The sequence below is a fragment of the Rhizobium sp. KNZ2-6A genome, from assembly GCF_056755475.1.
The window spans coordinates 16,461-42,231 of sequence record NZ_JBNDIC010000020.1 but is presented as its reverse complement, the minus strand read 5'-3'; the positions used below and the strand labels follow the sequence as shown (position 1 = coordinate 42,231).

Below are 25,771 nucleotides of genomic sequence, written 5' to 3'. Positions count from 1 at the left end.
ATAGTTGCATGAGCCATGTTCTGACGTCGAGTGTGTTGAGCGACGAAGGCGTGATGACGCTGTTGACGGTCGCCATTGCCGCGGCCACCGAGATGGGGCAGCCGCAATGTATCGTCATCGTCGATCAGTCCGGCGTAACGCTCGGCTCCTTCCGCATGCGCGGTTCACGCTTCCAATCGCTGCAAAGTGCCGCGGCCAAGGCACAGACGGCCGCCTCCATCGGCGCGCCAAGCCACTCTTTGCCGGAACATGCCAGGGTGCCGCTCGCGGTCGCAACCCATGGCGCGATGACCGGCTTGCGCGGCGGCTTGCCGATCCGCGTTTCAGGTGCGCTTGTCGGCGGCATCGGCGTCGGATCAGGTTCTGGAGAACAGGACGAACAGGTGGCACGCGCTGCGCTTGAGGCAATCGGCGCCGATCTCGATCAGTAGAACGGCGCCTCCCTCGCATCTCGCCGATCCGAGGGAGGTCGCAAGGTCAAGCAAAGACGATCTGCGCCTTCATCGCCTTGCTTCGGTCCGACGCGATCTCAAAGGCGCTGAGTGCCTCGGCAAGCGGCACCGTGTGGGTGATGAGCGGCCGCACATCGATAAGACGCTTGCGCATCAGATCGACGCCGACGGCAAACTCCTCATGGAAGCGGAAGGAGCCACGCAGCTCCAGTTCCTTGGCGGTGATCGCCATCATCGGCAGGCTCATGTCGCCGCCGAGACCGAGCTGCACGATGATCCCGCGCGGACGAAGCGCTGCGATACCGCCGACCAGTGCGGCGGCAGCACCCGAGCACTCATAAAGGACATCGAAGGTGCCCTTGTCGGCGGAATAAGCGGCAAGGGCCTCCGGTTCGTTCTTGGTATTGATGATCCTGTCGGCGCCGGCCTGCTTGGCGAGCGACAGGGTGAAATCCGAAAGATCGGTCGCGACGATCTCGGCCGCACCCGCGCGGCGTGCAGCCAGGATCGACAGCACGCCGATCGGACCGCAGCCGGTCACGAGAACGCGCTTGCCGAGCATCTCGCCTGCGCGTCGGGTGGCGTGCAAGGTCACCGCCAGCGGTTCCGCCATGGCCGCTTCGCCCGGCGTCAGGCCATCGGCCGGCACGCATTGAATGGCGTCGGCGACCAGTGTCTCGCGAAATGCGCCCTGGATGTGCGGAAAGGGCATGGCGCTGCCGTAAAAGCGCATGTTGAGGCATTGATTGGGCAATCCCTGCAGGCAGTAGCGGCAAGTCCGGCAAGGGCGGGAGGGGGAAACGGCGACGAGCTGTCCGACCTCGAGGCCTTGCACGCCGGAGCCGAGGGCGGTGACGGTGGCGCTGACCTCATGCCCCAGGATCATCGGCTCCTTCAAGCGCACAGTGCCGAAGCCGCCGTGATGGTAGTAATGCAGGTCGCTGCCGCAGACCCCGCCGGTCGCAAGCTTCAGCTTGACTTCTCCGGCACCCGGTTCTTCCCCTGGACGATCCTCGATCCGCACATCCTTGGCGGCGTGAGCGACGATGGCTTTCATCTTTTTCTCCTCAAAGAACGGGTGTCGGCAGAGCCTGACCGGCGAAATGGGCGGCGAGATTGTCGCGCACCAGCTGGCCCATGGCCTTGCGCGTCTCCAGCGTGCCGGAGGCATGGTGAGGCTGCAGCAGCACATTGTCGAGCGCCAGGAAACGCGGATTGAGCTTCGGCTCACCTTCGAAAACATCGAGCGCTGCCGAGCCGAGCTTGCCGGCCTCCAGTGCCGCCAGCAGTGCTTCCTCGTCTATATTCGAGGCTCGGGAGATGTTGATCAACATGCCTTCCGGGCCGAGCGCCTCGATCACCTCACGGCCGACAATATGCCGGGTCGCTGCCGAAGCGGCGAGCGTGACGAACAGGAAATCCGATTGCTTCGCGAGCTCGATCGGATCGGTCACGAAGGTCATGTCGGATGCGTAGGATTTCGCTTCGACATCGGAATACGCAATCTGCATATCGAAGCCCTTCAGCCGCTTGGCGACTTCAAAGCCGATGCGGCCGAGGCCGAGCACGCCGGCACGCCGTCCCCAGACGCGGCGCCTGAGGGGGTAGAGCCCTTTCTCGGCCCAGCTGCCGTCGCGCACCCAGGTCTCGGCACCGATCATGCCGCGCGACAGGCAGAGCATCATGGCAACGCCGAGGTCGGCAACATCATTGGTCAGGACATCCGGCGTATTGGTGACGCGAATGCCGCGCTCGCGGCAGGCTTGCAGGTCGACGGCGTCAAAGCCGACGCCATAGACCGAAATGACCTCAAGGTTGGGGCAGGCCTCAATCATGGCCCGGTTGGCGCCGAGCTCGCCGCGTGTGGCAATGGCCCTGATCGACGGCCCGACGTCGGCAAGCAGTTTCGCCTTGTCGTCGGCCTCGAAATAGCGATGCACCTGAAACGCCGCATCGAGCGGTTCTTGATCCCATTGCGGATAGGGACCAATCTGCAGGATTGATGGCTTGTCCATCTTTCATGTCCTCCCTTGACATCAAATGTTATCGATAACATAAACAGGGAAGGCAAGCATTGTCGAGATAAAAACGGAGGAAACGATGTCTCTTGGTCTTTTCGATCTGAAAGGGCGGCGAGCCCTGGTGACGGGTTCTTCCCAAGGCATCGGGCTGGCGCTGGCCAAAGGTTTGGCCGCGGCGGGCGCGGAGCTGGTTCTCAACGGACGCGACAAGGAAAAGCTCGCCAAGGCGGCTGAAAGCTTCGAGGGCAGGGTGCATGTGCTGCCATTCGACGCCACGGATCACGAGGCCGCGCGTCAGGCTGTCGATGCCTTCGAGGCCGAGACCGGCGCGATCGATATCCTCGTCAACAATGCCGGCATGCAGTTTCGCACACCACTCGAGGATTTCCCCGCCGACGCCTTCGAGCGGCTTTTGCGCACGAACATATCGAGCGTCTTCAATGTCGGCCAGGCCGTTGCCCGTCATATGATCAAGCGCGGCGCCGGTAAGATCATCAACATCGCCAGCGTACAGACGGCTCTGGCGCGGCCATCGATCGCGCCTTATACGGCAACCAAGGGGGCTGTCGGCAATTTGACCAAGGGCATGGCGACGGATTGGGCGAGGCACGGGCTGCAGTGCAACGCTATCGCGCCCGGCTATTTCGATACGCCGCTGAATGCGGCGCTCGTTGCCGATACCGATTTCTCCGCATGGCTCGAAAAGCGCACGCCCGCCGGCCGCTGGGGTCGTGTCGAAGAACTGGTCGGCGCCTGCATTTTCCTTGCCTCCGACGCCTCCTCCTTTGTCAACGGTCACGTGCTCTATGTCGACGGCGGCATCACAGCTTCGCTCTGACGGCGCCGAGCTGCGCCGCTTCGTCGTCATGGGCGTCAGCGGCTGCGGCAAGTCGTCGGTCGGTTCGGCGATTGCGGCGCGCATTGGCGGCATCTATTTCGATGGGGATGATCTCCATCCAGCGGCCAATGTTGCCAGGATGAGCGCCGGCATTCCGTTGACCGACACCGATCGATGGCCCTGGCTCGACAAGGTCGGTCAATGCCTGGCCCTGGCGGACGAGACGGCGTTGATTGGATGTTCGGCGCTGAAGCGTACCTATCGTGATCGGATCCGCGAGGTCGCCGGCGCGCCGGTTTCCTTCATTTGCCTTGCCGGCACGAAGGAAACCATCCTGAGACGCATGCAGGCAAGGCGCGATCATTTTATGCCGGCGGCTTTGCTCGACAGTCAATTCGCCGCGCTCGAGCCGCCCGGCGCTGACGAGCGAGCGATCACCGTCGATATCGATCAGCCGCTGGATGCGGTGGTGGCGGCCATCATGGCCGCATTGGAGGAGGACCAAGCATGAGCAACAAGTTGGCGCTGATCGGCGCCGGCGCAATGGGCGGTGCGATCGGCTCCCGCCTGGTGGAGACCGGCAATCGGCTGACGGTTTTCGATCTCGACAAGGACAAGGTCGCCATCCTGACCGCAAAGGGTGCCGTGTCAGCCGCCAGCGCTGCGGAGGCGGCAAGCGTTTCCGATTTTGTGATTCTGAGCCTCAATTCGCCCAGGATTGTGCATGCTGCGGTATTCGGCCCGGGCGGTGTTGCCGAAGGTGCTAGGCCGGGAACGCTGATCATCGATATGTCGTCGATCGATCCCGACACGACGAAAGCGTTTGCCACTGAAGCGACGGAAAAGGGACTGCGCTGGGTGGACAGCCCACTTTCCGGCGGCGCGCCGAAGGCGCTGATCGGGCAATTGACCCTGATGGCCGGCGGGAGTGAGCAAGATGTCGCGGACGCACATCAAGTCCTGCGCCACGTGGCTTCGAATTACACGCATATGGGGCCTACCGGTGCGGGCCAGACCACGAAGCTGATCAATCAGGTTCTTTGCGCATTGAATTTCCTAGCCGTCGCCGAAGCGACGCAACTGGCGCTCGATGCCGGCGTGGATGCCGCCAAGATCCCGCGGGCACTGAAGGGCGGGCGAGCCGACAGCGCTATCCTCCAGGAATACATGCCGCGCTACGTCGCCAAGGATTATCGCCGCACCGGCCGGATCGACAACATGGTCAAGGATCTGAACGGCGCCCAGGATCTCGCCCGCAGGACCAATACCGCCATGCCGCTGACGGCGGTCTGTGCCGAGATACACCGCATGCTGACGGCTTCCGGGCTCGGCGGCGAAGATCAGGCGGCGCTGATGGAATTCTTCAAAGGGCCGAACAAGGAGATTGCCGGATGATCACCCGCTACGCATTATTCGAGGGCAAAGTCAGGGAAGGAGAGGCGGAAGCGTTTCGCACGGCTGTCATGGAAACCATCCTGCCGAAGTGGAAGCAGTTTCCCGGCGCGCTCGACGTACGGGTCACATTCGCCGAAGCACGCGACGAAGGTGCGCCTGAGTTTCCGATGATCCTGGCCGTCAACTATCCGGACATGGCTGCGGTGGAAAAAGCCCTGGCTAGCCCAGTGCGGACCGAGGCGCGCGCTGCGACGGAAGCCGTCCTCTCCCGGTTCTTCGAAGGACGCATCCATCATCATGTGACGCTTGCGCATGAGTTTCAGCTATAAGCAGTCTTACAAGAGACGCTTCGAGGCGAATGCGGAATGAGCCTGTACCCGCATAGAGGGATGAATGGGGCGGGCTCTTGCCATCCATGGGAGAGGCATACTACTCTGATGGTAACGATAACATAGGCTGTCGATGAGCAACGATCGCAAAACGCCCACCATGGCGGACATAGCCCGCGTCATGGGAGTTTCTCCGATGACGGTATCGCGCGCCTTCAAGGCCGACAGCCTCGTCAGCCCGCAGACGCGTCAAGCCATCCTGAAGACGGCGGAAGAGCTGGGCTATGTCTTCGACAGCACGGCTTCCAATCTGCGCTCGCAGAAATCCGGCTTCGTCGCCGTTACCATCCCTTCGATCAACAACGCCAATTTCGCCGATACGGTCGGCGGTCTCTCCGATACTCTGTCGAAGCGGGATATGCAGATCCTGCTCGGCTATACCGACTATAATGTCGAGGAGGAGGAGCGGCTGATCGAACAGTTGCTGCGCCGTAAGCCGCAGGCGATCGTCGTGACCGGCGGCCGCCACACGGAGCGTGCGCGCCGGCTTTTGCAGACCGTGGCAATCCCCGTGATAGAGACCTGGGACATCCCGACAGATCCAATCGGTCATTATGTCGGCTTTTCCAATACGGCTGTCATGCGTGACATGGTGGACCATTTCGTTGCGCTCGGCTGTCGGCGCATTGCCTTCATCGGCGGCGATGTCGAGCGGGACTCACGCGGCAGCGAACGCCGGCTCGGCTTTATCGCGGCGATGCAGGCGCATGGCCTCGATGCTTCGAGATTGATCGCGGCGGGATCGCCGCCAATCTCGATGCGGGAAGGCGCCAACGCGATGGCGAAGCTGATCGAGCTCTATCCGGATACCGAGGCCGTCGCCTGCGTCTCGGATCTTGCTGCTTACGGCGCTCTCACCGAATGTCGCCGGCTCGGAATTCCCGTGCCGGAACGCTTTTCCATCGGCGGCTTCGGCAATTATGAAATCGGCGAGGTCTGCGTGCCGACACTGACGACGATCAACGCCTTTGCGCGGGAAATCGGCGAACGGACTGCTGAGTTGATCCTCGATATTCTTGACGGCACGCAAGGCACTGATGTCAGGATCTCGCCCGAACTGATTGCGCGCGACAGCAGCCGCCGAGTTTAGCCCTTTTGCCGAATGAAGTGGCGCGACCTGCAGGCCGCGCCACATTCTTTTGCCGGGATCACTTGCCCCAGATCTTCTTGTATTGATCCTTATAGCCGTTATCCGGATCAAACGCGTTCTGCGGGCCGCCATCGGACTGGATATTGTCCGCCGTCACCACATGCAGCGGCGACAGGTAGCCGGACCATTTTTCACCGGCGAAAGCACGGTTGAGCTCATCAACCAATTGCCAGCCCTGGAGATTGAGCGGCTCTGCCACAGTGACCTTCTGGAATTGACCGGCGCGGATGCGCTCATAGGCCGATTGCGAGCCGTCGCCGGCGGCGACATTGATCGGCGCATCAGTTCCGCCCTTGCCGGCCGACGCAAGCGAGGGGCCCATGAAGTCGAAATAGAGGTCGTTGATTGCGAGCGAATGGGTCCAGCTGTCGCCGTATTTCTGCAGGAGCGAGGTGGTCAGCTGCGGCATGCGCTGCGATGTCTCGGCGATCGGCGTGTCGACATATTCGAGCACCTTGCCGCCGAGCTGTTCGATCTCCTGCTTCATCTTGTCCGCCTTGGCAATCGCGATTGCATAGGTAGAATCGGTAAAGATGATGACGCCCGGCTTGCCCTTGGCATCGACGAAGGCCCAGTCGGCGGCGGCTTTCGAGACTTCCATGGCGTCGGTGCTGACATTGGCGAAGAGGCCGCTCTTGTCGTCGGGGCCGATGATCGGGCCGGCATGCCAGGCGACCAGCGGGATCTTGGCAGCCTTTGCCTGTTCCAGCACCGGCGCCTGCTCGACGGCATCGAAACCATCGATGATGATGCCGGCAGGCTGCAGCGCTATCGCCTGACCGAAGGCAGCGGTGCGTCCGCCGATGGAGCCGGCGCCATCGAGAACCTTCACCTGCCAGCCGATCGCCTTTGCCGCTTCCTCGACGCCGTTGCTGACGCCGAGAATGCCGCCATTCTTGAGATCGCCCGCCAGAACGACAATGGTCTTGCCGGCCTGCGCCTTCGGACCGGTGGTCGGACCATCCCATTTGGTGACCGGTGTTGCATATTTCTCGACGATGGCCTTCGCATCCGCCATCGGATCGGCATAGGCCTGGCCGGCGCATAGCACCAGCACCGCGGTCGTGGCTCGCAGGAATTGTCTATGGTTCATGTCTTCTCCTCCCTTTGGACATTCGAACTTCGGATGATCTTCACTTCTCCGCCGGCTTGGCGGAAAGTTGCGGTGCCTGGGCAGGTGCCATGCGCCCTGCGTGGCTGCGGCGGCGCTGCGCATAGCCGGCAATACCGATCGCGACCAGCAATGTGACGCCGTTGAACAGGGGCTCGACATAGAAGGAACCGCCGAACTGCTGGATGCCGGCAATGCCGACCGCCAGGATGATGACGCCGATCATCGTGCCCCAGACGTTGACCCGGCCGGGCTTGATGGTGGTCGATCCAAGGAATGCGCCGACGAGCGCGGGCAGGAGATATTCAAGCCCGACGCTTGCCTGACCGATACGCAGCTTGGAGGCAAGCAGCACGCCTGCGATGGCGGCAAGCGTGCCCGAGGTGACGAAGGCGCCGATGACGAAACGGCGGACGGGAATACCGTTCAGCGCGGCGGCCTTCGGATTGGCGCCGATCGCATAGATATAACGGCCGATCGGCAGATATTCGAGGACGATCCACATGACGAAGGCAAGCGCCAGAACGTAGATGCCGGTGATCGGCAGGCCGAAGACCATGGTGCCGTTCAGCGCATAAAATCCCTGCGGCAGCATGCCCACAACCTGCCGGCCGCCCGTATGCCAGAGTGCGATCGCATAAAGGACCGTACCGGTGCCAAGCGTTGCGATGAAGCTGTCGATCTTGGCGATTTCGACCAGAAGACCGTTCAGGAAGCCCGTGAGCGCCCCAAGGGCGATGACAACAAGCACGGCGACCGGCCAGGGGAGGTCGAACATCGTCTGCAGGCTGATCGCCAGCACATGCCAGAGCACGATGCCATAGCCGATCGTCAGATCGATACGACCTGCCGCCATCGGGATCATCGCCGCAAGTGACAGGATGGCGATGATCGTCTTGTCCGAAACGATCGAACGCAGGTTGAGCATTGTCGGGAATGTCTGCGGCAGCAGAATGGAGAAAAGCAGGATCAGCAGCACGGTCAGGATGACGAGGCCGTAGACGGGCAGCAGACGCTGGATCTTCTGGCCGAAGCTCATGGTCGAAAGCTCGGCGCGGGTCGGCTCGAGCGCATTGGATTCGATCGATTGCATGATGTTTCTCTCCGGTTCAGGCCGCTTCGGATGCCGATGCGGCGGCGATGACCGCCGGTGTTGTGAGGTCAGCGCCACTGAGCTCGCGCACGATCCTCCCGCGCGAAAACACCAGGGCACGATGGCAGATATGGGCGATTTCCTCGAAATCAGTTGAGACGACGAGAACGGCAAGGCCGGCCTCGACCGCCTCGGCGATCAGCCGATAAATGTCGGCCTTGGCGCCGACGTCGACGCCGGCCGTCGGATCTTCGGCGATCAGCAATTTGCGTCCCGTCGCCAGCCATCGTCCGACCACGACCTTTTGCTGGTTGCCGCCCGACAGCGCCTCGATGGCAAGGCTCTGGTCATTGGGTCTCAGACCGACGCGGCTGCCGAGGGAGTGGGCGATTTCCGCTTCCCGGCGCGGCGACAGGAATGAAAACAGGCTCCTGCCTGATGCGCCCGGGTTCAGGAAGGTATTCTCACGCAGGCTGAGCGACATGGCGACGGACTCTTCGGTCCGGTCCCTGGCGATCAGGCCAATACCGGAGGCCATCGCCGCAACCGTGCTGGAAAGGTCCGGCTCGGCCCCGTTCAGTCGTACGGCGCCCTGTGCCGGCTCGCAGCCGAACAGCGCACGTCCGATCAGTTCCTGCCCCGCACCGCGCAAGCCGACGAGACCGAGCAGTTCGCCTTGCCGGATATCGAAGGACACGGGCCCGGCGCTATGGCAGGAAAGCTCCTTGACGGAAACGACTGCGGGTCCCGTTGCTCTTTCCGCCTTGACGAACAATTGATCGGCCTTGCGCCCGACGATCATGCGGATGAGCTCGTCGGGCGTCGTCTCGGATACCGGCTTCTGGCCGACCAGTTGACCGTCGCGCAAGACGGCAACGCGGTCGGCGATGCGGAAAATTTCGTCCAGCCGGTGCGAGACGTAGATCATGGCCACGCCGCGCTCTTTCAGCGGGCGGATGGCGGCAAACAGTTTCTCGACCTCATCGGCGGGCAGGCTGGCGGTGGGTTCGTCAAGGACCAGCACATCTGCTTCGACGGCGAGTGCGCGGGCGATTGCGACGAGTGATTTTTCCGTGCGCGTCAGTTCCTGGACGCGGGTCGAGGGGTCGAAGTCGCAGCCGACGAGCTTAAGCGCCTCCGCGGTGCGCCGTTCCGTCGCGCGCCAGTCGATCAGGCGGCCGCGCAACGAATAGCCCTGCGCAAGGCCGACATTCTCGCCCACAGTCATCCATTCGATCAGCCCGAGATCCTGGTGGATGAAGGCGACCGGCTGGCGCTGGTTGGGCTGCGGCGGGCGATGGTGATAGGGCTTTCCGCGAAATAGGATCTGACCGCCATCCGGCTTGTAAATGCCCGCCAATGTCTTGATGAGCGTCGATTTGCCCGCGCCGTTTTCACCGAGAAGCGCAAGGATTTCACCCTGCCTAAGATCGAGTGAAACGTTCGACAAGGCGCGCGTTCCACCAAATTCCTTGGTGATCTCGCAAAATTCGAGCAGCTTCCCGTCGTCCATCCTGCTCCTCCCAAAGCGTCGATGGGAGGAGGCTATGTTATCGATAACATTCCGTCAAGGCCTTCCATTCCCAACCTCATGCCGGCCGTGTTCCTTTAACATTGAAAGAATTGGTTTCCATATTTTTCAGATTATTTCCTTTATATGTAAAATAAAAAAATTACAGATCGTAATCATCTTATGAAATGACGATATTTCTCGCTAAGCGTTCATAGTACTAACTGCAGTTGTATTTTCTAGGCTCGGACTAATATTTCTTGGGTAGTGCGCTTTGATCACATCTCGTCTAAAATTATTGCTTGATATATGAATGATGAGCCGCTGGCGCACGCATTGGGCAAATTCCGAAAGAATGCGTCTCACCGTGGGCATTCGAGGGAAATTTTTGACGTACGTTACTCAATCGGTATTCAAAATTGACAACGCCGATGCCGAAGAGATGACGGCGCATTATGCGAGAACCCTGTTTCCTGCCATTGTCGAGCCTCTCAAACGAGGCGCTTCGATTTCGGTGGAGGATAGCCATTATTCGGTCGGCTCCTGCAGTGTATGGAAGGGGAAATGCCATTCAGGAATGAGCGTGACGCTTCCGGGCGGTCCTGATGCCTATGGTTTCTACCTTCCAACCATGGGCAAGATGCTGATCGACGCGCGAGGACGACAGCTCGTATCGGAAGTCGGCAAGGGGTTGCTTGCCGATATGTCGTCGTTCGAAAAGCTGACACTTGAAGAGCGGCGCGGTCATATGGGCATGGCCTTCGAAAAAACGGCAATGATCCGTCAGCTGAGCGAATTGCTGGACGCGCCCGTTCTCGATCATCTGGAAATGAGCGGCACCGTCGATCTCACGACGCAACGAGGCGCGCAGATTGCGGCGCTCGGAAGTTTGATCTGGCAGGATCTGACGGTCGACGATGTGGACCGATCTTCCCCTGCGTTCAGCGAACGTCTGTTGCAGGCGATGATGATCGCGCTGCTGGAGGTGGTGCCGCATAACTATTCCACGCAATTGCGCAAGCCCGTTTCGCCGGCAATGCCGAAACAGCTGAAGCGCGCGATCGAATACATGCATGCCAATGTTGGCGCCGACATCCGGATTGCAGAAATTGCCCGCGAGGCCGGGACAAGCGTGAGATCAGTTCAGGCCGCCTTTCAGCAGTTCAAGAACATGACGCCCCTCAACTATCTGAGGATGATCCGTCTGCAGGGCGTTCGCAGAGCGCTGGTGGACTGCGGGTCTTCACGGCCGGTCGCCGAGACTGCACGCGATTGGGGATTTTCCCATATGGGCCGCTTTGCTGCGCTCTATCATCGGGCCTTTGGAGAAATGCCGTCCAAGACCGCAAGAAGGCCACGGAACGGCGACAGCTAGGGTCTATCGAGCGAGAACCTTGAGCTTATAAATTCGACAACCTCTCTATCGAAAAATGAAACTGCCGGAATTCCTGACCGTGTCTTCCGCGAAGGTATCTCGCATCGCCCGCAGGATAATCACGGCCGACGCCGCACCCGGATCGATGTGTCCCAGGGATCGTTCTCCCAATCTAGCTGCGCGTCCGCGGGCGGCGACCATGGAGCTTGTGGAGCTCGCTCCCGCTTCGGCGGCTTCAAGGATAGCGTTCCACATGGCTGTACCATCGCGCGAATGCGCCTTCGCGTCGATGGCCACCTCCGCGGCGGGGATCCAGGCGTCAAGCATGGTCTTGTCGCCGCGCTGGCCCTTGCCGCGCTGCTGGATGCCGGCGCGCATCTCGTCGACGATCATCGCCTGGCAGCCAGGCGACAGGGATTCGTCCGTTTTCAATGCCTGCGAGGCCCGGCGGAAGGCTGTGGCGTAGAGCGGGCCGGTCGATGCGCCGACGGCATCCAAGAAGGCCGAGGCTGCAACGGAGAAGATTTCCGAGGGCAGGGCCTGTGTGAGATCGAGCTTTGCCAGTTCCGCATTCACCGCCATGAAGCCGAGGGCCATGGTGATGCCGTGATCGGCATCACCGATCGCGCCGTCCAGTTCGGAAAGCCGGTCTTTTTCAGCGTTGATCGCGACCGATATGCGCTGAAACATGCTGCCCAGGCATCGCGCGGCTTTTTCAGACATCATCTTCCTCCCGGTCCCGGCGGTTTCTCTTGTTGCCGGGCGCATTCTTATCGGTTCATCCGACCTTCAAAGCGAAGGTGTCGCATGGATGGTGCAGCATTTCGGTCAGTTCCTGGTCGAGATGCAGAATGGATATGGAGGCGCCGGCCATGTCGAGCGACGTGCAATAATGTCCCACCCAATTTGCCTCGATTTTAATGTCCTTGGCGCTCAGTCTCTGCTCGACACGGCGGAACAGGATATAGAGCTCCATTAATGGCGTCGCGCCGGAGGAGTTGATCAGCACCGCCACCCGATCGCCGGCAACGGGCTTCATCTCTGAAAAGATCCGGTCCATCAAACGGTCAGTGATTTCATCGGCGCTCATCATCTTTTCGCGGGTGACGCCGCGCTCGCCGTGAATGCCCATGCCGAATTCGATATCGTCAGGCTCGATCTCGAAATTGTGGCGTCGCGTCTGCGGCAGCGAGCAAGGCTCCAGCGCAACCCCCATGGTGAAGGTGCGGTCATTGGCCTTGCGAGTAATCGCCTCGCAAGTATCGAGCGAAAGGCCCTTATCGCAGGCAGCGCCCGCGATCTTGAAGATGAAGAAGTTGCCGGCGACACCGCGCCGTCCCTCTCGATCCTCGATCGGCGAGGAGGAGATATCGTCCGTCGTCAGGACTGTGCGGACATCGATCTGCTGTTCCTGCGCCATTTCGGCAGCCATTTCAAAGTTCATGACGTCACCGGCATAATTGCCATAGACGAAAAGCACACCTTCGCCCCTGGAGGAGGCCTTGGCGCATTCGAGGATCGGCGTCGGCGGTGGCGAGGAAAATATGTTGCCGATGGCGACGGCATCGGCGAGGCCCTTGCCGACATAGCCGAGGAAGCAGGGTTCGTGCCCTGTTCCGCCACCGATCACCAGGCCAACCTTGCCCTTCCTCGGCCCATGACGTGCCACCAGCGCCCGATTCGATCCCTTGATCGGCGTGATATGCGAGGCGTGTGCCTTTACGATGCCTTCCAGCATCTCGTCGACGACGTCATCGGGATTGTTGAGGAATTTCTTGATATGGGTTCGGTAGCTGCTGGGCAGGGCGAGGCTGTTGTCCGTTCTCGGGCGCTGCTGGGCTTTCTGATCGAATTGGGTAACGCCGTCTGCATTGAGAATGCCACGCCCGGTGGCCGCATCGGTAATCAGCACGTTGATATAACCGCCGCGCAAGGCGGCGAGGATAGCCGGTACCTTGTCGAAGCCACCGGCCACGGCGATGCGCAGACCGATCGATTTCAGCATGTCGAGCGATATGCCAATGGTGCGATCGTCGAGCGGCCCGACAACCGGCTGACCCCTGGCATCGATGAAGCGGCCGGCAAGAACGCCGACGGCATTCTTCGCGAGATAATCCTGCAGCGAGACGGATTCGAAGAAGCCGCTGCTGTGGATCGTCGAATTCGGCCGCAGCGATGCGACGCCGAAGATGGCCTTGTTCGCCTTGGAGAGCGTCGCGAACTGGTCTTCGACCAGCGGCTCGCGCAGCAGGATCTCCCGAACCTGCGGAGCGGAGACGATGGCCGGTGCCGTTATGTTGATCAGCTTGCCGCCCGTCGCGTTCGCGAAGGCCGCGGCGCAGAGTTCCGGCGTATAGACAAAGCGTGCACGCGTGCCGCCAGTTGCCTGAACGATAGTGACGTCCTGCAGGTTGGGCACGTTGGCCTGTTCGGCGACCGCGAGAACCGTCCGGCCCCAGGCGACGGCAAGCGTGTCGCCGGATTTCAGGAGCTTAGCAATAGCCTGCGCACCGGCCGTGCCGAGGCGGTCGATCAGCGGCCGCGAGCCGTCGTCGCTGGGCACGACGAGACAGTCATGCAGGCCGAAATGGCGCTTGAGTTCCTGTGCGATGGAGAGCGAGCTCAGGCGGGATGGCTCGAGCGAGATATTGACGATGCCGCGGCTGCGGGCATCGGCGAGGTAGCTGTTCACGGTTGCCCGCGAAATGCCCATGATCTCTGCGATATCGCCCTGGGTCTTGCCGTCTTCATAGTAGAGCCAGCAGGCCCACACGTAAGGGTCGTCGCCATAGCGTAGCGGCATGCTATCGGTCGCATCCGGCACGCCCGCTTTGCTTGCACTATTCTTGCCAACCGATGATGCCTTGCCTGTCATGACGATTCACAATTCCCTTTTCCTGCCCGAACATGGGAGCAATGGCGCATGTTTGCAAATGCTTCTTCGGCGGGGGGCGGCGCACGACCCCATGGTGGAGCACGGGATCGCGCGGCCTTGGGAGAGCCCGCTTAGTGCAGCCGCGCGCGAGCGCCGAGGGAAAGCGCCTTCAGGATGATCGCACAGGAGGTCGCACCCGCATCCAGCACGCCGAGCGAGCGTTCGCCCAACCGGCTGGCGCGCCCGATTCTGGCAACGAGATTGAGCGTGGAGTCACGACCCGCTTCGCCAGCTTCGACCAATGCATCGAGCGCTTCAGCGAAGGACTTGCCAGCTGCATCCGCAGCGTCGAACGTTTCGATCGCCGGAACCAGCGTGTCAAGCAGCGTCTTGTCGCCGACCTTCGCGGAGCCGATCGATTGGATGCCTTCGAGCCCGGCATGCAGCGCCTTGCTGTAGGCGATACTGTCGATCGCTTCGATGCCTTCGAGCTTTTCGGCAATCTCGGTGAACATAACGCCATACAGCGGGCCCATGGAGCCGCCGATCTCGGTCATCAGCACCGTGCCCAGCGTGTCGAGCGAAGCCGATAGCGACCGGTTCTTGCCCTTCAGGCGTTCTGCGGCCATGGCGAAGCCCTTGGCCATGTTGACGCCGTGGTCGCCATCGCCGATCTTGCCGTCGATCTCGCTGAGATAGGCCCGGTTCTCGATGATGCGATCGGCCATAGCCAAAACGATGTCGCCTGATGTTGCATTGTTGAATGTTTGCATGTGTGCGTCCCCCTCAGAGCAGCGTCGTGCACTTGACCTCGACGTCCAGAAGCTCTTTCAGCTGCTCGTCGAGCGCCATCACAGTCAGCGTAGCGCCGACCATTTCGAGCGACGTGAAGTAGTTGCCGATATAGGTTTTGTAGATCTTCAGGCCCCGCTCGGAGATCTTCGCCTCGATCGTATCGTTGAGGATGTAGAGCTCGTTGACCGGTGTCGCGCCAAGGCCCGAGACCAGGACGGCCACTTCCGTTCCGGCTGCCAGATTGTGATCGTCGAGGACGATCTGGCACATGTCCTTAGCAATCTCCGCAGCCGTCTTCAGCGGCTCCACGCGAACGCCGGGCTCGCCGTGATGGCCGATACCCACTTCCATCGTGCCGGGTTCGATCTGGAAATTCGGATGACCGACTGCCGGCAGGGTGCAGGGGCCAAGGCCGATACCGACGGAGCGGCAATTGTCGATCGCCTTCTGCGCGACCACACGGACTTCCTCAAGGCTTGCGCCCTTAGACGCCTTGGCGCCGCCCACCTTCCACATGAAGATTTCGCCGGCGACGCCCCGGCGCTTCTCGCGCTCCTCGGGCGGTGCTGAGCAGACATCGTCGTTCGCGACGACGGTCGCGACTTCGATACCGTCCTTTGCGGCTAGCTTCGTTGCCATCTTCACGTTCATGTTGTCGCCGGCATAATTGCCGTAAAGGCAGATGACACCGCGGCCACCATTGGCTTCGCGAATGGCGTCGTAGAAGCTCTTGGCCGTCGGGGATGAAAAAAGCTCGCCGACTGCGACCGCATCCAGCATGTTCTTGCCGGTATAGCCGATGAAGGCCGGCTCATGACCCGAACCGCCGCCGGTGATCACGCCGACCTTGCCGGCATGCGGCGCATCCTTAGCGATGACAACGCGCGGATTTTCTGCCAGACGGACAGTATCCGAATGCGCCTTGATGAAGCCTTTTACAGTATCTTCAACGACTTCATCGGGATTGTTGATGAACCGCTGCATGGTCTCTCCTGTCGAATTGTCGAGCGCTGGCGCTCAAAGAATGGTGTAGCCGCCGTCGATCAGCAGATCGGCGCCGTTGATCATATCCGCGCCGGATGAGGCGAGGAAAACAGCCGCGGCTGCAATCTCCTGCGGGAAGGCGAAACGGCCGGTGGGGATGCGCTTCTTGGCAGCCTCGCCCTTTTCGCCGGCCCAGGCCTTCTTGCCGAGCTCGGTCAAAACGATAGTCGGGGAAATGGTGTTGACGTTGATACCATGCCTGCCCCATTCGGCGGCAAAGGTCTTGGACATGCCGATTACGCCGAACTTGGAGGCGCAGTAGGCGACGTGTTCTTCAATGGCGACGGTGCCCGCCTGCGAGGCGAGGTTGACGATCTTGCCGCCCTTGCCGGCGGCGATCATGGCGCGGCCGACGGCCTGTGTGACCAGGAACGTGCCCTTGAGGTTGATGTTGATCGTCTTGTCCCAGTAATCGAGCGGCAGGTCTTCGGCGGGCGCGAGGAAGACGACGCCGGCGCTATTGACGGCGATGTCGATGCCGCCCAGCTGCGCGACGACATTGCTGACCGCCTTGTTGACCGAGACTGGATCGGACACATCGCAGATGAATGCTTCAGCGCCATCGCCGATTTCGCATGCCTTGGCCTTCGCCATGTCGACATTGATATCGAGGACGGCGACTTTCGCACCCTTGGAGGCAAACGCTGCCGCGATCGCGGCGCCGATGCCGGAGCCGCCGCCGGTAACAAGCGCTGTCTTGCCTGAGAGCGGGAAGTTCAAATCAATGTATGGAGATGTCTCGGTCATCTTTTTCAAGCCTCTGTCTTCGGGGTGTGGCAGGGCGATAGTTCGCCCCGCCGCATTGATCTTACTTGCGGGTTTCAAGCAGCTTGTCGACGTTCTTGGCCGTTACCGGGGTCCACGGAACATTGTAGTTCTTGTCCTTGCCGTCGTTGAAGGGCATAGTGGGATACTGTTCCCAGATCTTGGATTCCGGCTTGTAGTTACCCTTCTTGGCTGCAAAGATCGCGAGGTCGAGGGCGCCTTGAGCCTGCGCGCTGGCGTCCTGCAGGATCGAAGTCATCGTACCCTGCTTGGCGGCGTGGAGCGCATCGGTGATGCCGTCGATGCCGGCGATGGCGAAGTCCTTGACGTTGAGCTTGGCAGCCTTGATCGCCTCGATAGCGCCGAGCGCCATCTCGTCGTTCTGGCCGATGACGCCGTTGATCTGGCCCGGGTGAGAGGTCAGCCAGTTCTCCATCAGGGTCTGGGCTTCCGCGCGCGACCAGTTGGCCGTCTGGTCTTCCAGAACCTTCACATTCGGGCACTCCGCAAGCGCCTTCTTGTTGCCTTCCAGGCGCGAAATCTGCGCCGACTGGCCGATCGGGCCTTCGAGGATGACGACATTGCCCTTGCAGCCGATCTTGTCGAGAACGGTCTTAGCTTCCATGTAGCCAGATATCGTATCGTCGGAGCCGACATAGGAAGTCAGGAGATCGGAATTGACGCGGGTGTTCGAGCCGACGACCGGGATGCCGGCGTCATGCGCTGCCTGAACGGCGGTCGCCGCTGCTTCGATATCGATCGGCACGAAGATGATCGCGTCGAACTTCTGCGTGATCATCGTGTTGACCTGCTCCTGCTGCACGAGCGCGTCGTAGCGGCCATCGAAGATGGTCAGATCGACGTCACCGTTCTTGACGGCTGGATGTTCCTTCAGCGCGGCCGACCAGATCTGCATGAACTCGGCGTTGAGACCGTAGGGTGCCGCGCCGATCTTCAGTTTCTTGTCCTGGGCGAGGGCGGGTGACGCCAGAAGGGCGGTTGCGGCAGCAAGGGCAATCAATAATCTCTTCATTATAAGTCTCCTCCGTTGAAAGTCCGGCCGTCGCCTTGACGCGCCGTTTGGTTTTCCGAGTGTGAGCACTGGAATTTCTTCGGGCTCAGCCGCCCAGATTTCTCTTTTGGTCGAGCATGACGGCGCCGACGATGAGCGCCCCCTTGAGGACCTGCTGGTAGTAGGACTGGATCCCCATAAGATCGAGGCCATTGTTCATGACGCCGATGATCAATGCGCCGATCAGCGTGCCGGTGATGCGGCCGACGCCGCCGGAAAGGCTGGTGCCGCCGATGACGACAGCCGCGATCGCGTCGAGTTCGTAGGCAATGCCGGCCTGCGGTAGGGCGGAGCCGGTGCGGGCTGCAAGGATCATGCCTGCGAGCCCGGAAAGGCCGCCGGAAATCACGTAAACCAGGAAGCGCAGTTTGCTGACATTGATGCCCGAAGTGATGGCAGCATGCGGATTGCCGCCGACGGCATAAATGTAACGGCCGAACCGCGTGCGATTGAGAACCCACCATGCGACGATGAAGACAACAGCAAGCAGAATGACCGGCATGGGAATCGAGAGCACACTGCCGGTGCCGATCCAGCGGAAATCGGACGTTAACGCCGGAACAGGCTTGCCGCCACCATAGATCAGCGTCAGGCCGCGCGCGGCAGAGAGCATGCCGAGCGTCGCAACGAAAGCGGGAACCGCAAAGCGCGAGACGATGAGGCCGACGACAGCACCGCAGGCGACACCGACGAGCAAGCCGACAGCGAGCGCGACATAGGGCGGATAAGGCGCACCAACGATGCCCGCCGTCGCCGACGTCGTTGCGAAGCTCGCGCTGACGATCCCCGTGAGCGCGACCACGGAGCCGACGGAGAGATCGATGCCGCGCGTCAGGATGACGAATGTCATGCCGATCGCCAGAACCCCGTTGATCGAGGTCTGCAGCAAGACGTTGGAAATGTTGCCGGCCGTCAGGAAATACTCATTCGAGAATGAGAGGACGATGGCAAGCAGCAGGAAGGCGAGAAAGATCCCGTATTCCTGAATGATCAACCTGCGCCGGTCCGAGCCGAACCAAGAGTTGGACGGATTGTTGTCAGTGGCGGACATTACAAATACCTCTTGTTGCCGGGCGCTTCATTCTGGGCTTCGTGCTCGGTCGCCTTCAGGTCGACAGATGCACGAGCGATTGCGCGTCGGCCTCCTCCCTCTTGAGAATCCCGGCAGAGCGTCCTTGGCGCATCACCAGGATACGGTCGGACATGCCGAGAATCTCGTCTATTTCGGATGAGATCATGATCACAGTGCCGCCTTCGGCAGCGAAGTCGCAGATGATGCGATAGATTTCCCGCTTGGCGCCGACATCGACGCCGCGTGTCGGCTCGTCGAGCAGCAATACCTTCGGCTTGCGCAGGAACCATTTGCCGAGAACGACCTTTTGCTGGTTGCCACCAGAAAGGCCGGAGACGGGCATGCTGTCGCGTGCCGCCTTGATGCCGAAGCGCTTGATCATATCCTGGCTGGCGCTGGCCTCGGCTCGACGATCCATCGAGAAATGCGGGCTCATTTCCGGCAGGCTTGCAAGGCAGATGTTGTTGCGCACGCTGTCGATGAGGTTAAGCCCCGTCAGCTTGCGATCTTCCGTGACGAAGGCGATGCCATGCTGCATTGCTTCTGCCGGCTTGCGCGCGGTGATAGGCGCGCCGGCGAGCTTGATCTGGCCGCTGCTGATGGCATCGACGCCGAAGATGCAGTTGAAGATCTCGGTACGACCCGATCCCATCAGTCCGTAAATGCCGAAGATCTCGCCCTTGTGCGCGATAAAGGAGATGTCGTTAATCTTGCCTTCTGCGGTAAGGCCAGCGACTTCCAGCCCTGGCGTTGTCGTCGGCACGTTGGTCTTGATGTATTCCTCGCCAAGCGCGCGGCCGACGATCATGCGGATGAGGCCGGGCCGGTCGACGTCAGCAAGCGCGCCGCTATCGACATAGGACCCGTCGCGGAACGCCGTGTAGGAATCGGCGATCTGGAAGATTTCGGACAGGCGGTGCGAGACATAGACGACGCCTTTGCCTTCGGCCTTCAGCCGCTCGATGGTCGCAAACAGCTGCTGTGCTTCCTTCTCACCGATCGCCGAGGTGGGTTCGTCCATGAAGATCACCTCGGCATCGTGGCTGAGTGCCTTGGCGATTTCGACCAACTGAACCTGGGCGACCGAAAGGTTCATCATGAATTGCGTGGCACGGATGTTGAATTGCAGCCGATCGAGCAGCGCCTGCGCATTGCCGTTCATCGTCTTGAAGTCGATGCCACCAAAGCGGACAGAAGGCTCGCGACCAAGATAGATGTTTTCCGCAACCGTCATATGCGGGATGGGGCTGAGTTCCTGTTCTATGATGGCAATGCCAGCGGCCAGCGCTTCAGCAGGGCTTGCATAATCCACGTCCTTGCCCCAGCGACGGATGAGACCGGCATCGCGCTTGTGAATGCCCATTAGAATCTTGAGGAAAGTCGACTTGCCTGCACCGTTGCCGCCGCACAGGGCGTGCACGGAGCCTGGACGCAACTGAAATTGGCCATCGCGCAATGCGGCGACACCGCCAAAGGACTTCTTCAGTCCCTCTACCTCAAGCAGGAATTCCACCTTCTCCTCCTCACTCCCGGTGCCGAAACGGGTTCCGGCGACACCGTCCCTCGCCGCGCTTCGTTGACAATATTCGATGTCTGTTCGACAAATGTCAATATGCGACCTACATTTAACGAAAAGCCGGCAATTGGGTTGAAGAGTGCGGCTCCCAATACCGATGCAATAGTTTAGAAATTTTTTGTAACTTGTTGTATTTTAACTATAATATCTCATAAGTTGAGATCGTCTTTTTTGTGTAATGTGCGCATGGCTGGCGCAGTCGATATGTATCGGTAGCGGACGACTATCGTCGCGATTACATCCGTAGACGTGTCGAGGCACGAATCCTCGCTCCTTTCTTGATTGGCAGTGTTAGCGATAGGCTGATGGTGCAGGAGGCGGCTCGTGTCTTTGTGTGACGTTTGTTCGCTGGCGCAGCCGGTATCGGGAAAACGGAAGTCGGCAAGGCAATTACGCCATGCTCGACATTCGGCCAACTCATCCATTACTCTCAATAAAGTACGGCTTTGGGATATATGAAGGCGCGGTGCTTTGCCGCTATAGCTTCGATGATATTGCCTGCAGTCGGAATTGCGTTGCGCCAACGAAGGTGGTTAGTCGATAAAAGCTTCATGGCCGCTTCGCGAGTGAGCAAACCACGAAGCTATCTTATTTAACCCACTTCGATGGGTTGATTATTTCGGTAAAGACATTTAATTGATCCTTCAAAGGGGTCAATTAATGCGACTGACACTCCAAACTCATTTTGATAATGAGTGGCACGACGCCGCTTCGCTGGAACTCAAGGACGATGGGGCCGGCTTCCAGGGCGCGTCGATCGTCGACTACGATCTTGATTATTTCGTCAGTGCAGCATCGGCTGAGTTTGCGACCGGAAAGACGATTCGTGACCATCGCGCTCTGTCCGTCCGCTATCCCGTTGATCTTGAAAATCGATATAGCCGTACCTGGCCGCCGTTCCTCTTGGATCTCATGCCCCAGGGACATGCAAGACGAAAGCTTGCCGAACACCTCGGCCTTGCTGAAGGCTCGCGCGCCTCTGATTTCCCGCTGCTTCTGCGGTCAGCGACGGGCGGCATAGGTAATATCCGGATCAAGGAAGCGGCCGAGGCCGAAACGGAGCGGCTGCGTGGTGTTGAGCGCCAAGGGGTGACAGAAGCGGAAATCCTTGAGCGGTCGGATCGCTTCACGGAAGTCGCCGATCGCTTTGGAATGCTCGCCTCCGGCTCAAGCGGCCTGCAAGGCGAATGGCCGAAGGTTTCGATGACCCAGGCCAATGACGGTCTTTATTATCCTGACGGCTTCGTGACCGATGATGAGGCCGTTCGCCACGTTATCGTCAAGCTGATACGCAGCAATGAGCCTGTGGACCGCCTTATACTCGAAGGCGAAGCCCTCTATTCTCGGATCGCTCAAGAGATCGGGCTAAATGTCATCGAGCCTTCGATCTATGCAGAGGGCGTCCTCATCATTCCCCGTTTCGATCGGGAGAAGAGACAAAACGGGGGAACGGTCCGGCTGGGGCAGGAAAGCCTCGTGTCCGCGATTGGCGTTGCCGAGTTCGGCCACGTCGGCACGCATGAGGTCTACATCGACGTTCTGCGCCAATATTCTGCCGATCCATTCGCGGACATAGTCGAATATCTGAAACGCGATGTCGCCAATCTGGCGCTCGGCAATCCCGACAATCACGGCCGGAACTCGGCTCTCAGCAAGCATCAGGACGGCACGATCCGACTGTCTCCGCTGTTTGATTTCGCACCAATGCGGCTCGCCAAAGAGGGGATCGTTCGCTCCACCAGGTGGGCGATGATGCGTAACGGTGGTCGCGATCATCTTCCAGATTGGAACCGGATTTGCGTCGAACTGATGCCAAATCCTGCTCAGCAGCAAGCTCTCGCGGCTGCGCTTTCCGCATTCGCCGAGCAGCTGCGGCATGCACCGGATATGGCGAAAAATATGGGTGCGCCGCCGGAAATTCCGGAACGTGCGATGGGGCGCTGCACAGAGATAACAGACAGCATTCTGGCGGCGTGCCTATGATGCCGGAGAACAGCTAAATGGCTCGCTGGAAGAAACCCACGAAAGAAGAGATTTTTGAAAACAGACGAACGCTAACGGAGCGTGCTCGCGCTGGTGATCTAAGGCTTCCCGAAGCCGTTGCAGAAATCCGAAAAGGTTTCGGCATGACCCAGGAGGAGTTCGCCAAAACGCTTTCGCTGACGCGGCGGCAGGTCGCCGAAATCGAAGCCGGCACGGCGAACCCAACGCTTGAGACCTTGGACAAAATCGGACGGTTATTCGGTTTCGGGGTTGGTTTTGTACCTAAAGGCGGGTGAACTAGGCAGCCATATAACCGCGCTGGGACAGGACGGGCATTGCCGGCACCTCAGCGAAAGCGACCGGGATATACGCCCAACGAATCAAGTTTAGCATGAACAGATTCACAGCCCAATCCTGAATAAGGATACCCGATCGAATCCGCAAAAGCATGAATTCCCTCGTCTAAAAGTAAGTCCAGGACCAACTACCTTACAACGAAGACCGGTGGCTGCTATCCCCGTATCGAATCGATCGCCTCTTCGTCGCAGATGATATCGCGACGCGAGGGTTCCGGAGCCTGGATCAGAGAGGCTTCTTCGTTCTCGCGTCGAATTCGATCCATCGGATCGGCAGCATAATTCTCGACGAAACACCGCATGGCATGCGCCACGCCGAGCGGGTTCACCTCGCGATAGTCGTCTTCGTAATACAGGCCTCCGGCATAGCTCCCTGCAATGATTTCGTAGGAGGGGAAATAATCGACCCACGCGAAGTCCGAGACGATTTGCTCGGCGGCCACCCGCAAGACTGACTTGCTGTATGTCGTCGAAACGAGAACGTTTCTCTTCTCATAGGTGGCGATCAGCGGCACCGGCGAAACGGTCAGAAGGACTTGGATCTGGGGGTTTTTCCGCTTGAGCTTCTTCAGAAAGATAGAAAGATCTGCCTCGACATCCGCGACCTTGAAATTGATGAACTCATGCCGCGTCGGATCGAACGATCCGGCGACCACGCCGGGAGCCAGCGGAAATACCGAACCGTCGAGCTTCGACCTCCATGCTTCCGTCAGACCGAGCGTGAAGACCAGCGCGTCCGCATCCGCAAAAACCGACCGGACGGCCGCAAGAGCCGCGGAACGGCGATAGGTAAAATGGGGTTTGCCGAGCGAACGAGGCATCGCGCGATGAACCTCATTATTCGCCGACTGCGTTCGTGCTGCGGCAGAGGTTTTTGCGCACGCTCATTGACCTCTTCCAAGATCTTCGCGAAGTGCGTCCGCGTCTCCAGATTTACCGGCTGGATGGTGGTTTCAACGTCGGCATCGCTCATCAAACTCGTCATGAATTGAAGAATATGGTCTTATGATCTCAACCGCGTGGAAACGACGAAAACGGAAAGCCATCTCTGATGCGACGGCCTCGCATAGCCATAATACTTGATGAGAATACCAGCACCGGCGGAACGCGCTACGAAGCGGCCAAGGGGTATTTTCGGGCGGTGAGAGATGCGGGAGGACTTCCTCTCGGCATCCCATATCTGCCCGAAGTCATAAACATCGCTCTGAATGAGTTCGACGGCCTGGTGGCCGTGGGCGGCCGGTTCGCCTATCCCGACGACTGGTACATCGCTGGGCAGGTCTCCAAAGCCCCACCGTCCGAACGCTTCGACGTGGAGAAGGCAATCGTAGAGGGCTATCTGGAAAGTAATAAACCTATCCTCGGCATATGCGCCGGAATGCAGATGCTCGCATGCTTGAACGGATGCCGTCTCACTTCCGATTTGCGCGAGTCGTTTCCCGCTTCGAATGAACATGACAAGCGAGACCATCTTCATACCATCGAAATTCTCCCGGGAACGCGGCTGGCGAAGATGATCGGTGCATCTCGCATCGAAGTGAACACATTCCATCGTGAAGCAATCGTACAATTGTCACCAACCGTTATGGCCAGCGCCCACGCAGAAGATGGAATCGTTGAAGCTGTCGAGGTCGTCTCGACCTCTTTTGCGATAGGCATTCAATGGCACCAAGAGCTATTTGCCGAACTGGAGCATCCCGGTAACGCAGTATTTCGTGGTCTCGTAGAGGCGGCATCCTAAGGTCCAGTACGCCGTTCGCCGATCAGGCCACATAGCCAATGCCTGACGACGGATCGGGATCGGCCGTAACTCGCAAAGCGATCGTCAAAGGAAACTCGCTTCAAACAGCTCGCGCGTGTGAGCGTCGTGGGTCACGCTGGCCTATATGTCCGATCACCAACTGATCCTTCGGAGTGGCCGCGTAGAGTTGTGGAGCGGCGAGTGTCAATGCGCTCATCGCAATGCCGGCGAATGCGGATCTCGAAAAGTGCTTCATTATGACTCCTCCTTGGATTACTATAAATACGTATTATGTCGTCCGTATGTCGTATTATGAATATTGAAGATCGGCGGGCTGCCAAGATCTGCGCGGATCGATTGGCGGCAACCAGATTGGGGGAATCAAAGAATGACGACGATGAGCCGAGGTCGGCAAAGGCTGGCGCAGCAGGTGATCGATCAACTGCGGGCGCAGATCGAAACGGGCAAATTGCAGGTGGGGGATCAACTGCCGACGGAACCGCAGCTGGAGGCGACATTCGGTGTCAGCCGCACCGTCGTGCGTGAAGCGATTGCCGATCTGCGTGCCGCCGGGCTGGTCAAGCCAATTCAGGGCAAGGGCGTCTTCGTTGCGGAGCAGGCGGCACGCGGCGGACTGGCGCTGACGCCGATTGAGATTAAAAACATTCCGGAAACCCTTGAATTGCTGGAGTTTCGCATGGCAGCGGAGGGGGAGGCTGCTGCCATTGCCGCTTATCGAAGAACTGCCGGGCAGGAGGCGGCAATTGCTGCGGCCAATCGGAAAATGGCGATGCTGATCGATCAGGGGCTGCCGACGGTCGAGGCGGATTATGAATTCCATATGGCTGTAGCTGCGGCCACGAACAATCGATTCTATGTCGATGTTCTCAGGCATTTCGGTGCCCGCACGATCCCGAGAGGCCAGTTCCCGACGTTGCCCGAAGCCAATGATCGCGCTTACTTGGAAAAGGTTCATGCCGAACATGTCGAAATCCTGGCGGCCATTGCGGATCAGGATCCCGAGCGCGCGCGCCAGGCGATGCGAGCGCATATGATGGCCAGCCAACGACGCTATCGCTTCCTTGCCGAGCAGCAACAGCAATAGGGCTCGACTCCTCACAAAATTCATATTATGTCATATGACATAATGAGATCAAA

At 59.7% G+C, this 25,771-nt stretch carries 25 protein-coding genes; 11 read left to right on the top strand and 14 right to left on the bottom strand.

Annotation, left to right across the window (positions count from 1 at the left end):
- The first annotated feature begins 8 nt into the window (after positions 1–8).
- Positions 9–431: a GlcG/HbpS family heme-binding protein gene (locus ACPYOP_RS15690; RefSeq protein WP_481411285.1), complete on the top strand. Its 423-nt coding sequence runs from the start codon at positions 9–11 to the stop codon at positions 429–431.
- 46 nt (positions 432–477) lie between these two features.
- On the opposite strand, the gene ACPYOP_RS15685 is transcribed toward ACPYOP_RS15690, so the two are convergent.
- Positions 478–1,509, bottom strand: coding sequence for an L-idonate 5-dehydrogenase (locus ACPYOP_RS15685; RefSeq protein WP_481411284.1), 1,032 nt, complete (start codon positions 1,507–1,509; stop codon positions 478–480).
- A gap of 10 nt (positions 1,510–1,519) precedes the next feature.
- The gene (locus ACPYOP_RS15680) at positions 1,520–2,467 is read right to left on the bottom strand and encodes a 2-hydroxyacid dehydrogenase (RefSeq protein ID WP_481411283.1); all 948 of its coding nucleotides are present in this window, start codon (positions 2,465–2,467) and stop codon (positions 1,520–1,522) included.
- Positions 2,468–2,552: 85 nt separating this feature from the next.
- Here ACPYOP_RS15680 and ACPYOP_RS15675 point away from each other — a divergent pair, with 85 nt between their 5' ends.
- The 5 genes from ACPYOP_RS15675 to ACPYOP_RS15655 all read left to right on the top strand — a co-directional run bounded on the left by ACPYOP_RS15675 (position 2,553) and on the right by ACPYOP_RS15655 (position 6,185).
- Positions 2,553–3,311, top strand: a complete 759-nt coding sequence (locus ACPYOP_RS15675) for an SDR family oxidoreductase (RefSeq protein WP_481411282.1) — start codon at positions 2,553–2,555, stop codon at positions 3,309–3,311.
- On the top strand, positions 3,280–3,822 hold the full coding sequence (locus ACPYOP_RS15670) for a gluconokinase (RefSeq protein WP_481411281.1): 543 nt from the start codon (positions 3,280–3,282) through the stop codon (positions 3,820–3,822). Before ACPYOP_RS15675 ends, ACPYOP_RS15670 begins: the two co-directional genes overlap by 32 nt.
- Positions 3,819–4,706 carry an NAD(P)-dependent oxidoreductase gene (locus tag ACPYOP_RS15665; protein ID WP_481411280.1) on the top strand — a complete coding sequence of 296 codons (888 nt, stop codon included), beginning with the start codon at positions 3,819–3,821 and terminating at the stop codon, positions 4,704–4,706. The genes ACPYOP_RS15670 and ACPYOP_RS15665 overlap by 4 nt, the downstream gene beginning before the upstream one ends.
- Positions 4,703–5,035 carry a hypothetical protein gene (locus ACPYOP_RS15660; RefSeq protein ID WP_004120191.1) on the top strand — a complete coding sequence of 111 codons (333 nt, stop codon included), beginning with the start codon at positions 4,703–4,705 and terminating at the stop codon, positions 5,033–5,035. Before ACPYOP_RS15665 ends, ACPYOP_RS15660 begins: the two co-directional genes overlap by 4 nt.
- Positions 5,036–5,168: 133 nt before the next feature.
- Positions 5,169–6,185 carry a LacI family DNA-binding transcriptional regulator gene (locus tag ACPYOP_RS15655; RefSeq protein WP_481411279.1) on the top strand — a complete coding sequence of 339 codons (1,017 nt, stop codon included), beginning with the start codon at positions 5,169–5,171 and terminating at the stop codon, positions 6,183–6,185.
- 58 nt (positions 6,186–6,243) lie between these two features.
- Here the strand turns inward: ACPYOP_RS15655 and ACPYOP_RS15650 are convergent, their stop codons facing one another.
- Genes ACPYOP_RS15650 through ACPYOP_RS15640 form a run of 3 tightly spaced genes read right to left on the bottom strand, consistent with a single transcriptional unit; the run spans position 6,244 to position 9,962 of the window.
- Positions 6,244–7,338: an ABC transporter substrate-binding protein gene (locus ACPYOP_RS15650; protein WP_481411278.1), complete on the bottom strand. Its 1,095-nt coding sequence runs from the start codon at positions 7,336–7,338 to the stop codon at positions 6,244–6,246.
- A gap of 40 nt (positions 7,339–7,378) precedes the next feature.
- Complete coding sequence (locus ACPYOP_RS15645; protein ID WP_481411277.1) at positions 7,379–8,449, bottom strand: ABC transporter permease; 1,071 nt, start codon at positions 8,447–8,449, stop codon at positions 7,379–7,381.
- 16 nt (positions 8,450–8,465) lie between these two features.
- Complete coding sequence (locus ACPYOP_RS15640) at positions 8,466–9,962, bottom strand: sugar ABC transporter ATP-binding protein (protein ID WP_481411276.1); 1,497 nt, start codon at positions 9,960–9,962, stop codon at positions 8,466–8,468.
- 352 nt (positions 9,963–10,314) lie between these two features.
- Between ACPYOP_RS15640 and ACPYOP_RS15635 the strand changes: the two genes are divergently transcribed.
- On the top strand, positions 10,315–11,334 hold the full coding sequence (locus ACPYOP_RS15635; RefSeq protein ID WP_481411275.1) for an AraC family transcriptional regulator: 1,020 nt from the start codon (positions 10,315–10,317) through the stop codon (positions 11,332–11,334).
- A 45-nt stretch (positions 11,335–11,379) separates the two neighbouring features.
- Here ACPYOP_RS15635 and dhaL (ACPYOP_RS15630) read toward each other — a convergent pair whose 3' ends face one another.
- The 8 genes from dhaL (ACPYOP_RS15630) to ACPYOP_RS15595 form a co-directional block, all read right to left on the bottom strand.
- Positions 11,380–12,057, bottom strand: a complete 678-nt coding sequence (dhaL, locus tag ACPYOP_RS15630) for a dihydroxyacetone kinase subunit DhaL (RefSeq protein WP_481411274.1) — start codon at positions 12,055–12,057, stop codon at positions 11,380–11,382.
- 55 nt (positions 12,058–12,112) lie between these two features.
- On the bottom strand, positions 12,113–14,209 hold the full coding sequence (locus ACPYOP_RS15625; RefSeq protein ID WP_481411273.1) for a bifunctional sugar-binding transcriptional regulator/dihydroxyacetone kinase subunit DhaK: 2,097 nt from the start codon (positions 14,207–14,209) through the stop codon (positions 12,113–12,115).
- Between the two features lie 131 nt (positions 14,210–14,340).
- Positions 14,341–14,982 carry a dihydroxyacetone kinase subunit DhaL gene (gene dhaL / locus ACPYOP_RS15620; RefSeq protein ID WP_481411272.1) on the bottom strand — a complete coding sequence of 214 codons (642 nt, stop codon included), beginning with the start codon at positions 14,980–14,982 and terminating at the stop codon, positions 14,341–14,343.
- Positions 14,983–14,995: 13 nt separating this feature from the next.
- Positions 14,996–15,988, bottom strand: a complete 993-nt coding sequence (locus ACPYOP_RS15615) for a dihydroxyacetone kinase subunit DhaK (protein WP_481411271.1) — start codon at positions 15,986–15,988, stop codon at positions 14,996–14,998.
- A 33-nt stretch (positions 15,989–16,021) separates the two neighbouring features.
- Complete coding sequence (locus tag ACPYOP_RS15610) at positions 16,022–16,795, bottom strand: SDR family oxidoreductase (protein ID WP_481411270.1); 774 nt, start codon at positions 16,793–16,795, stop codon at positions 16,022–16,024.
- A gap of 61 nt (positions 16,796–16,856) precedes the next feature.
- Positions 16,857–17,846 carry a substrate-binding domain-containing protein gene (locus ACPYOP_RS15605; RefSeq protein WP_481411269.1) on the bottom strand — a complete coding sequence of 330 codons (990 nt, stop codon included), beginning with the start codon at positions 17,844–17,846 and terminating at the stop codon, positions 16,857–16,859.
- Positions 17,847–17,931: 85 nt separating this feature from the next.
- The gene (locus ACPYOP_RS15600) at positions 17,932–18,936 is read right to left on the bottom strand and encodes an ABC transporter permease (RefSeq protein ID WP_481411268.1); all 1,005 of its coding nucleotides are present in this window, start codon (positions 18,934–18,936) and stop codon (positions 17,932–17,934) included.
- Between the two features lie 55 nt (positions 18,937–18,991).
- Entirely contained in the window at positions 18,992–20,470 is a 1,479-nt protein-coding gene (locus ACPYOP_RS15595; protein ID WP_481411267.1) for a sugar ABC transporter ATP-binding protein, read from the bottom strand.
- A gap of 723 nt (positions 20,471–21,193) precedes the next feature.
- On the opposite strand from ACPYOP_RS15595, the gene ACPYOP_RS15590 reads away from it, so the two are divergent.
- Positions 21,194–22,516, top strand: a complete 1,323-nt coding sequence (locus ACPYOP_RS15590) for a type II toxin-antitoxin system HipA family toxin (RefSeq protein WP_481411266.1) — start codon at positions 21,194–21,196, stop codon at positions 22,514–22,516.
- A 17-nt stretch (positions 22,517–22,533) separates the two neighbouring features.
- Positions 22,534–22,812, top strand: coding sequence for a helix-turn-helix transcriptional regulator (locus ACPYOP_RS15585; protein WP_481411265.1), 279 nt, complete (start codon positions 22,534–22,536; stop codon positions 22,810–22,812).
- Positions 22,813–23,027: 215 nt separating this feature from the next.
- On the opposite strand, the gene ACPYOP_RS15580 is transcribed toward ACPYOP_RS15585, so the two are convergent.
- Positions 23,028–23,693 (bottom strand): GSCFA domain-containing protein, encoded by a 666-nt coding sequence (locus tag ACPYOP_RS15580; protein WP_481411264.1) that lies wholly within the window; start codon positions 23,691–23,693, stop codon positions 23,028–23,030.
- Between the two features lie 230 nt (positions 23,694–23,923).
- Between ACPYOP_RS15580 and ACPYOP_RS15575 the strand changes: the two genes are divergently transcribed.
- Positions 23,924–24,613, top strand: a complete 690-nt coding sequence (locus ACPYOP_RS15575) for a gamma-glutamyl-gamma-aminobutyrate hydrolase family protein (protein ID WP_481411263.1) — start codon at positions 23,924–23,926, stop codon at positions 24,611–24,613.
- A gap of 388 nt (positions 24,614–25,001) precedes the next feature.
- Complete coding sequence (locus ACPYOP_RS15570) at positions 25,002–25,718, top strand: FadR/GntR family transcriptional regulator (protein ID WP_481411262.1); 717 nt, start codon at positions 25,002–25,004, stop codon at positions 25,716–25,718.
- The last annotated feature ends 53 nt before the right edge of the window (positions 25,719–25,771 follow it).

Coding starts and splice junctions, on each gene's coding strand:
- ACPYOP_RS15675 (WP_481411282.1), top strand. CDS start 2,553: ATGTCTCTTGGTCTTTTCGATCTGAAAGGGCGGCGAGCCCTGGTGACG.
- ACPYOP_RS15625 (WP_481411273.1), bottom strand. CDS start 14,209: ATGACAGGCAAGGCATCATCGGTTGGCAAGAATAGTGCAAGCAAAGCG.
- ACPYOP_RS15685 (WP_481411284.1), bottom strand. CDS start 1,509: ATGAAAGCCATCGTCGCTCACGCCGCCAAGGATGTGCGGATCGAGGAT.
- ACPYOP_RS15650 (WP_481411278.1), bottom strand. CDS start 7,338: ATGAACCATAGACAATTCCTGCGAGCCACGACCGCGGTGCTGGTGCTA.
- ACPYOP_RS15660 (WP_004120191.1), top strand. CDS start 4,703: ATGATCACCCGCTACGCATTATTCGAGGGCAAAGTCAGGGAAGGAGAG.
- ACPYOP_RS15670 (WP_481411281.1), top strand. CDS start 3,280: ATGTCGACGGCGGCATCACAGCTTCGCTCTGACGGCGCCGAGCTGCGC.
- ACPYOP_RS15665 (WP_481411280.1), top strand. CDS start 3,819: ATGAGCAACAAGTTGGCGCTGATCGGCGCCGGCGCAATGGGCGGTGCG.
- ACPYOP_RS15580 (WP_481411264.1), bottom strand. CDS start 23,693: ATGCCTCGTTCGCTCGGCAAACCCCATTTTACCTATCGCCGTTCCGCG.
- ACPYOP_RS15610 (WP_481411270.1), bottom strand. CDS start 16,795: ATGACCGAGACATCTCCATACATTGATTTGAACTTCCCGCTCTCAGGC.
- ACPYOP_RS15600 (WP_481411268.1), bottom strand. CDS start 18,936: ATGTCCGCCACTGACAACAATCCGTCCAACTCTTGGTTCGGCTCGGAC.
- ACPYOP_RS15605 (WP_481411269.1), bottom strand. CDS start 17,846: ATGAAGAGATTATTGATTGCCCTTGCTGCCGCAACCGCCCTTCTGGCG.
- ACPYOP_RS15575 (WP_481411263.1), top strand. CDS start 23,924: ATGCGACGGCCTCGCATAGCCATAATACTTGATGAGAATACCAGCACC.
- ACPYOP_RS15690 (WP_481411285.1), top strand. CDS start 9: ATGAGCCATGTTCTGACGTCGAGTGTGTTGAGCGACGAAGGCGTGATG.
- ACPYOP_RS15655 (WP_481411279.1), top strand. CDS start 5,169: ATGAGCAACGATCGCAAAACGCCCACCATGGCGGACATAGCCCGCGTC.
- ACPYOP_RS15590 (WP_481411266.1), top strand. CDS start 21,194: ATGCGACTGACACTCCAAACTCATTTTGATAATGAGTGGCACGACGCC.
- ACPYOP_RS15680 (WP_481411283.1), bottom strand. CDS start 2,467: ATGGACAAGCCATCAATCCTGCAGATTGGTCCCTATCCGCAATGGGAT.
- ACPYOP_RS15615 (WP_481411271.1), bottom strand. CDS start 15,988: ATGCAGCGGTTCATCAACAATCCCGATGAAGTCGTTGAAGATACTGTA.
- ACPYOP_RS15645 (WP_481411277.1), bottom strand. CDS start 8,449: ATGCAATCGATCGAATCCAATGCGCTCGAGCCGACCCGCGCCGAGCTT.
- dhaL (WP_481411274.1), bottom strand. CDS start 12,057: ATGTCTGAAAAAGCCGCGCGATGCCTGGGCAGCATGTTTCAGCGCATA.
- ACPYOP_RS15570 (WP_481411262.1), top strand. CDS start 25,002: ATGACGACGATGAGCCGAGGTCGGCAAAGGCTGGCGCAGCAGGTGATC.
- ACPYOP_RS15640 (WP_481411276.1), bottom strand. CDS start 9,962: ATGGACGACGGGAAGCTGCTCGAATTTTGCGAGATCACCAAGGAATTT.
- ACPYOP_RS15635 (WP_481411275.1), top strand. CDS start 10,315: ATGCGTCTCACCGTGGGCATTCGAGGGAAATTTTTGACGTACGTTACT.
- dhaL (WP_481411272.1), bottom strand. CDS start 14,982: ATGCAAACATTCAACAATGCAACATCAGGCGACATCGTTTTGGCTATG.
- ACPYOP_RS15585 (WP_481411265.1), top strand. CDS start 22,534: ATGGCTCGCTGGAAGAAACCCACGAAAGAAGAGATTTTTGAAAACAGA.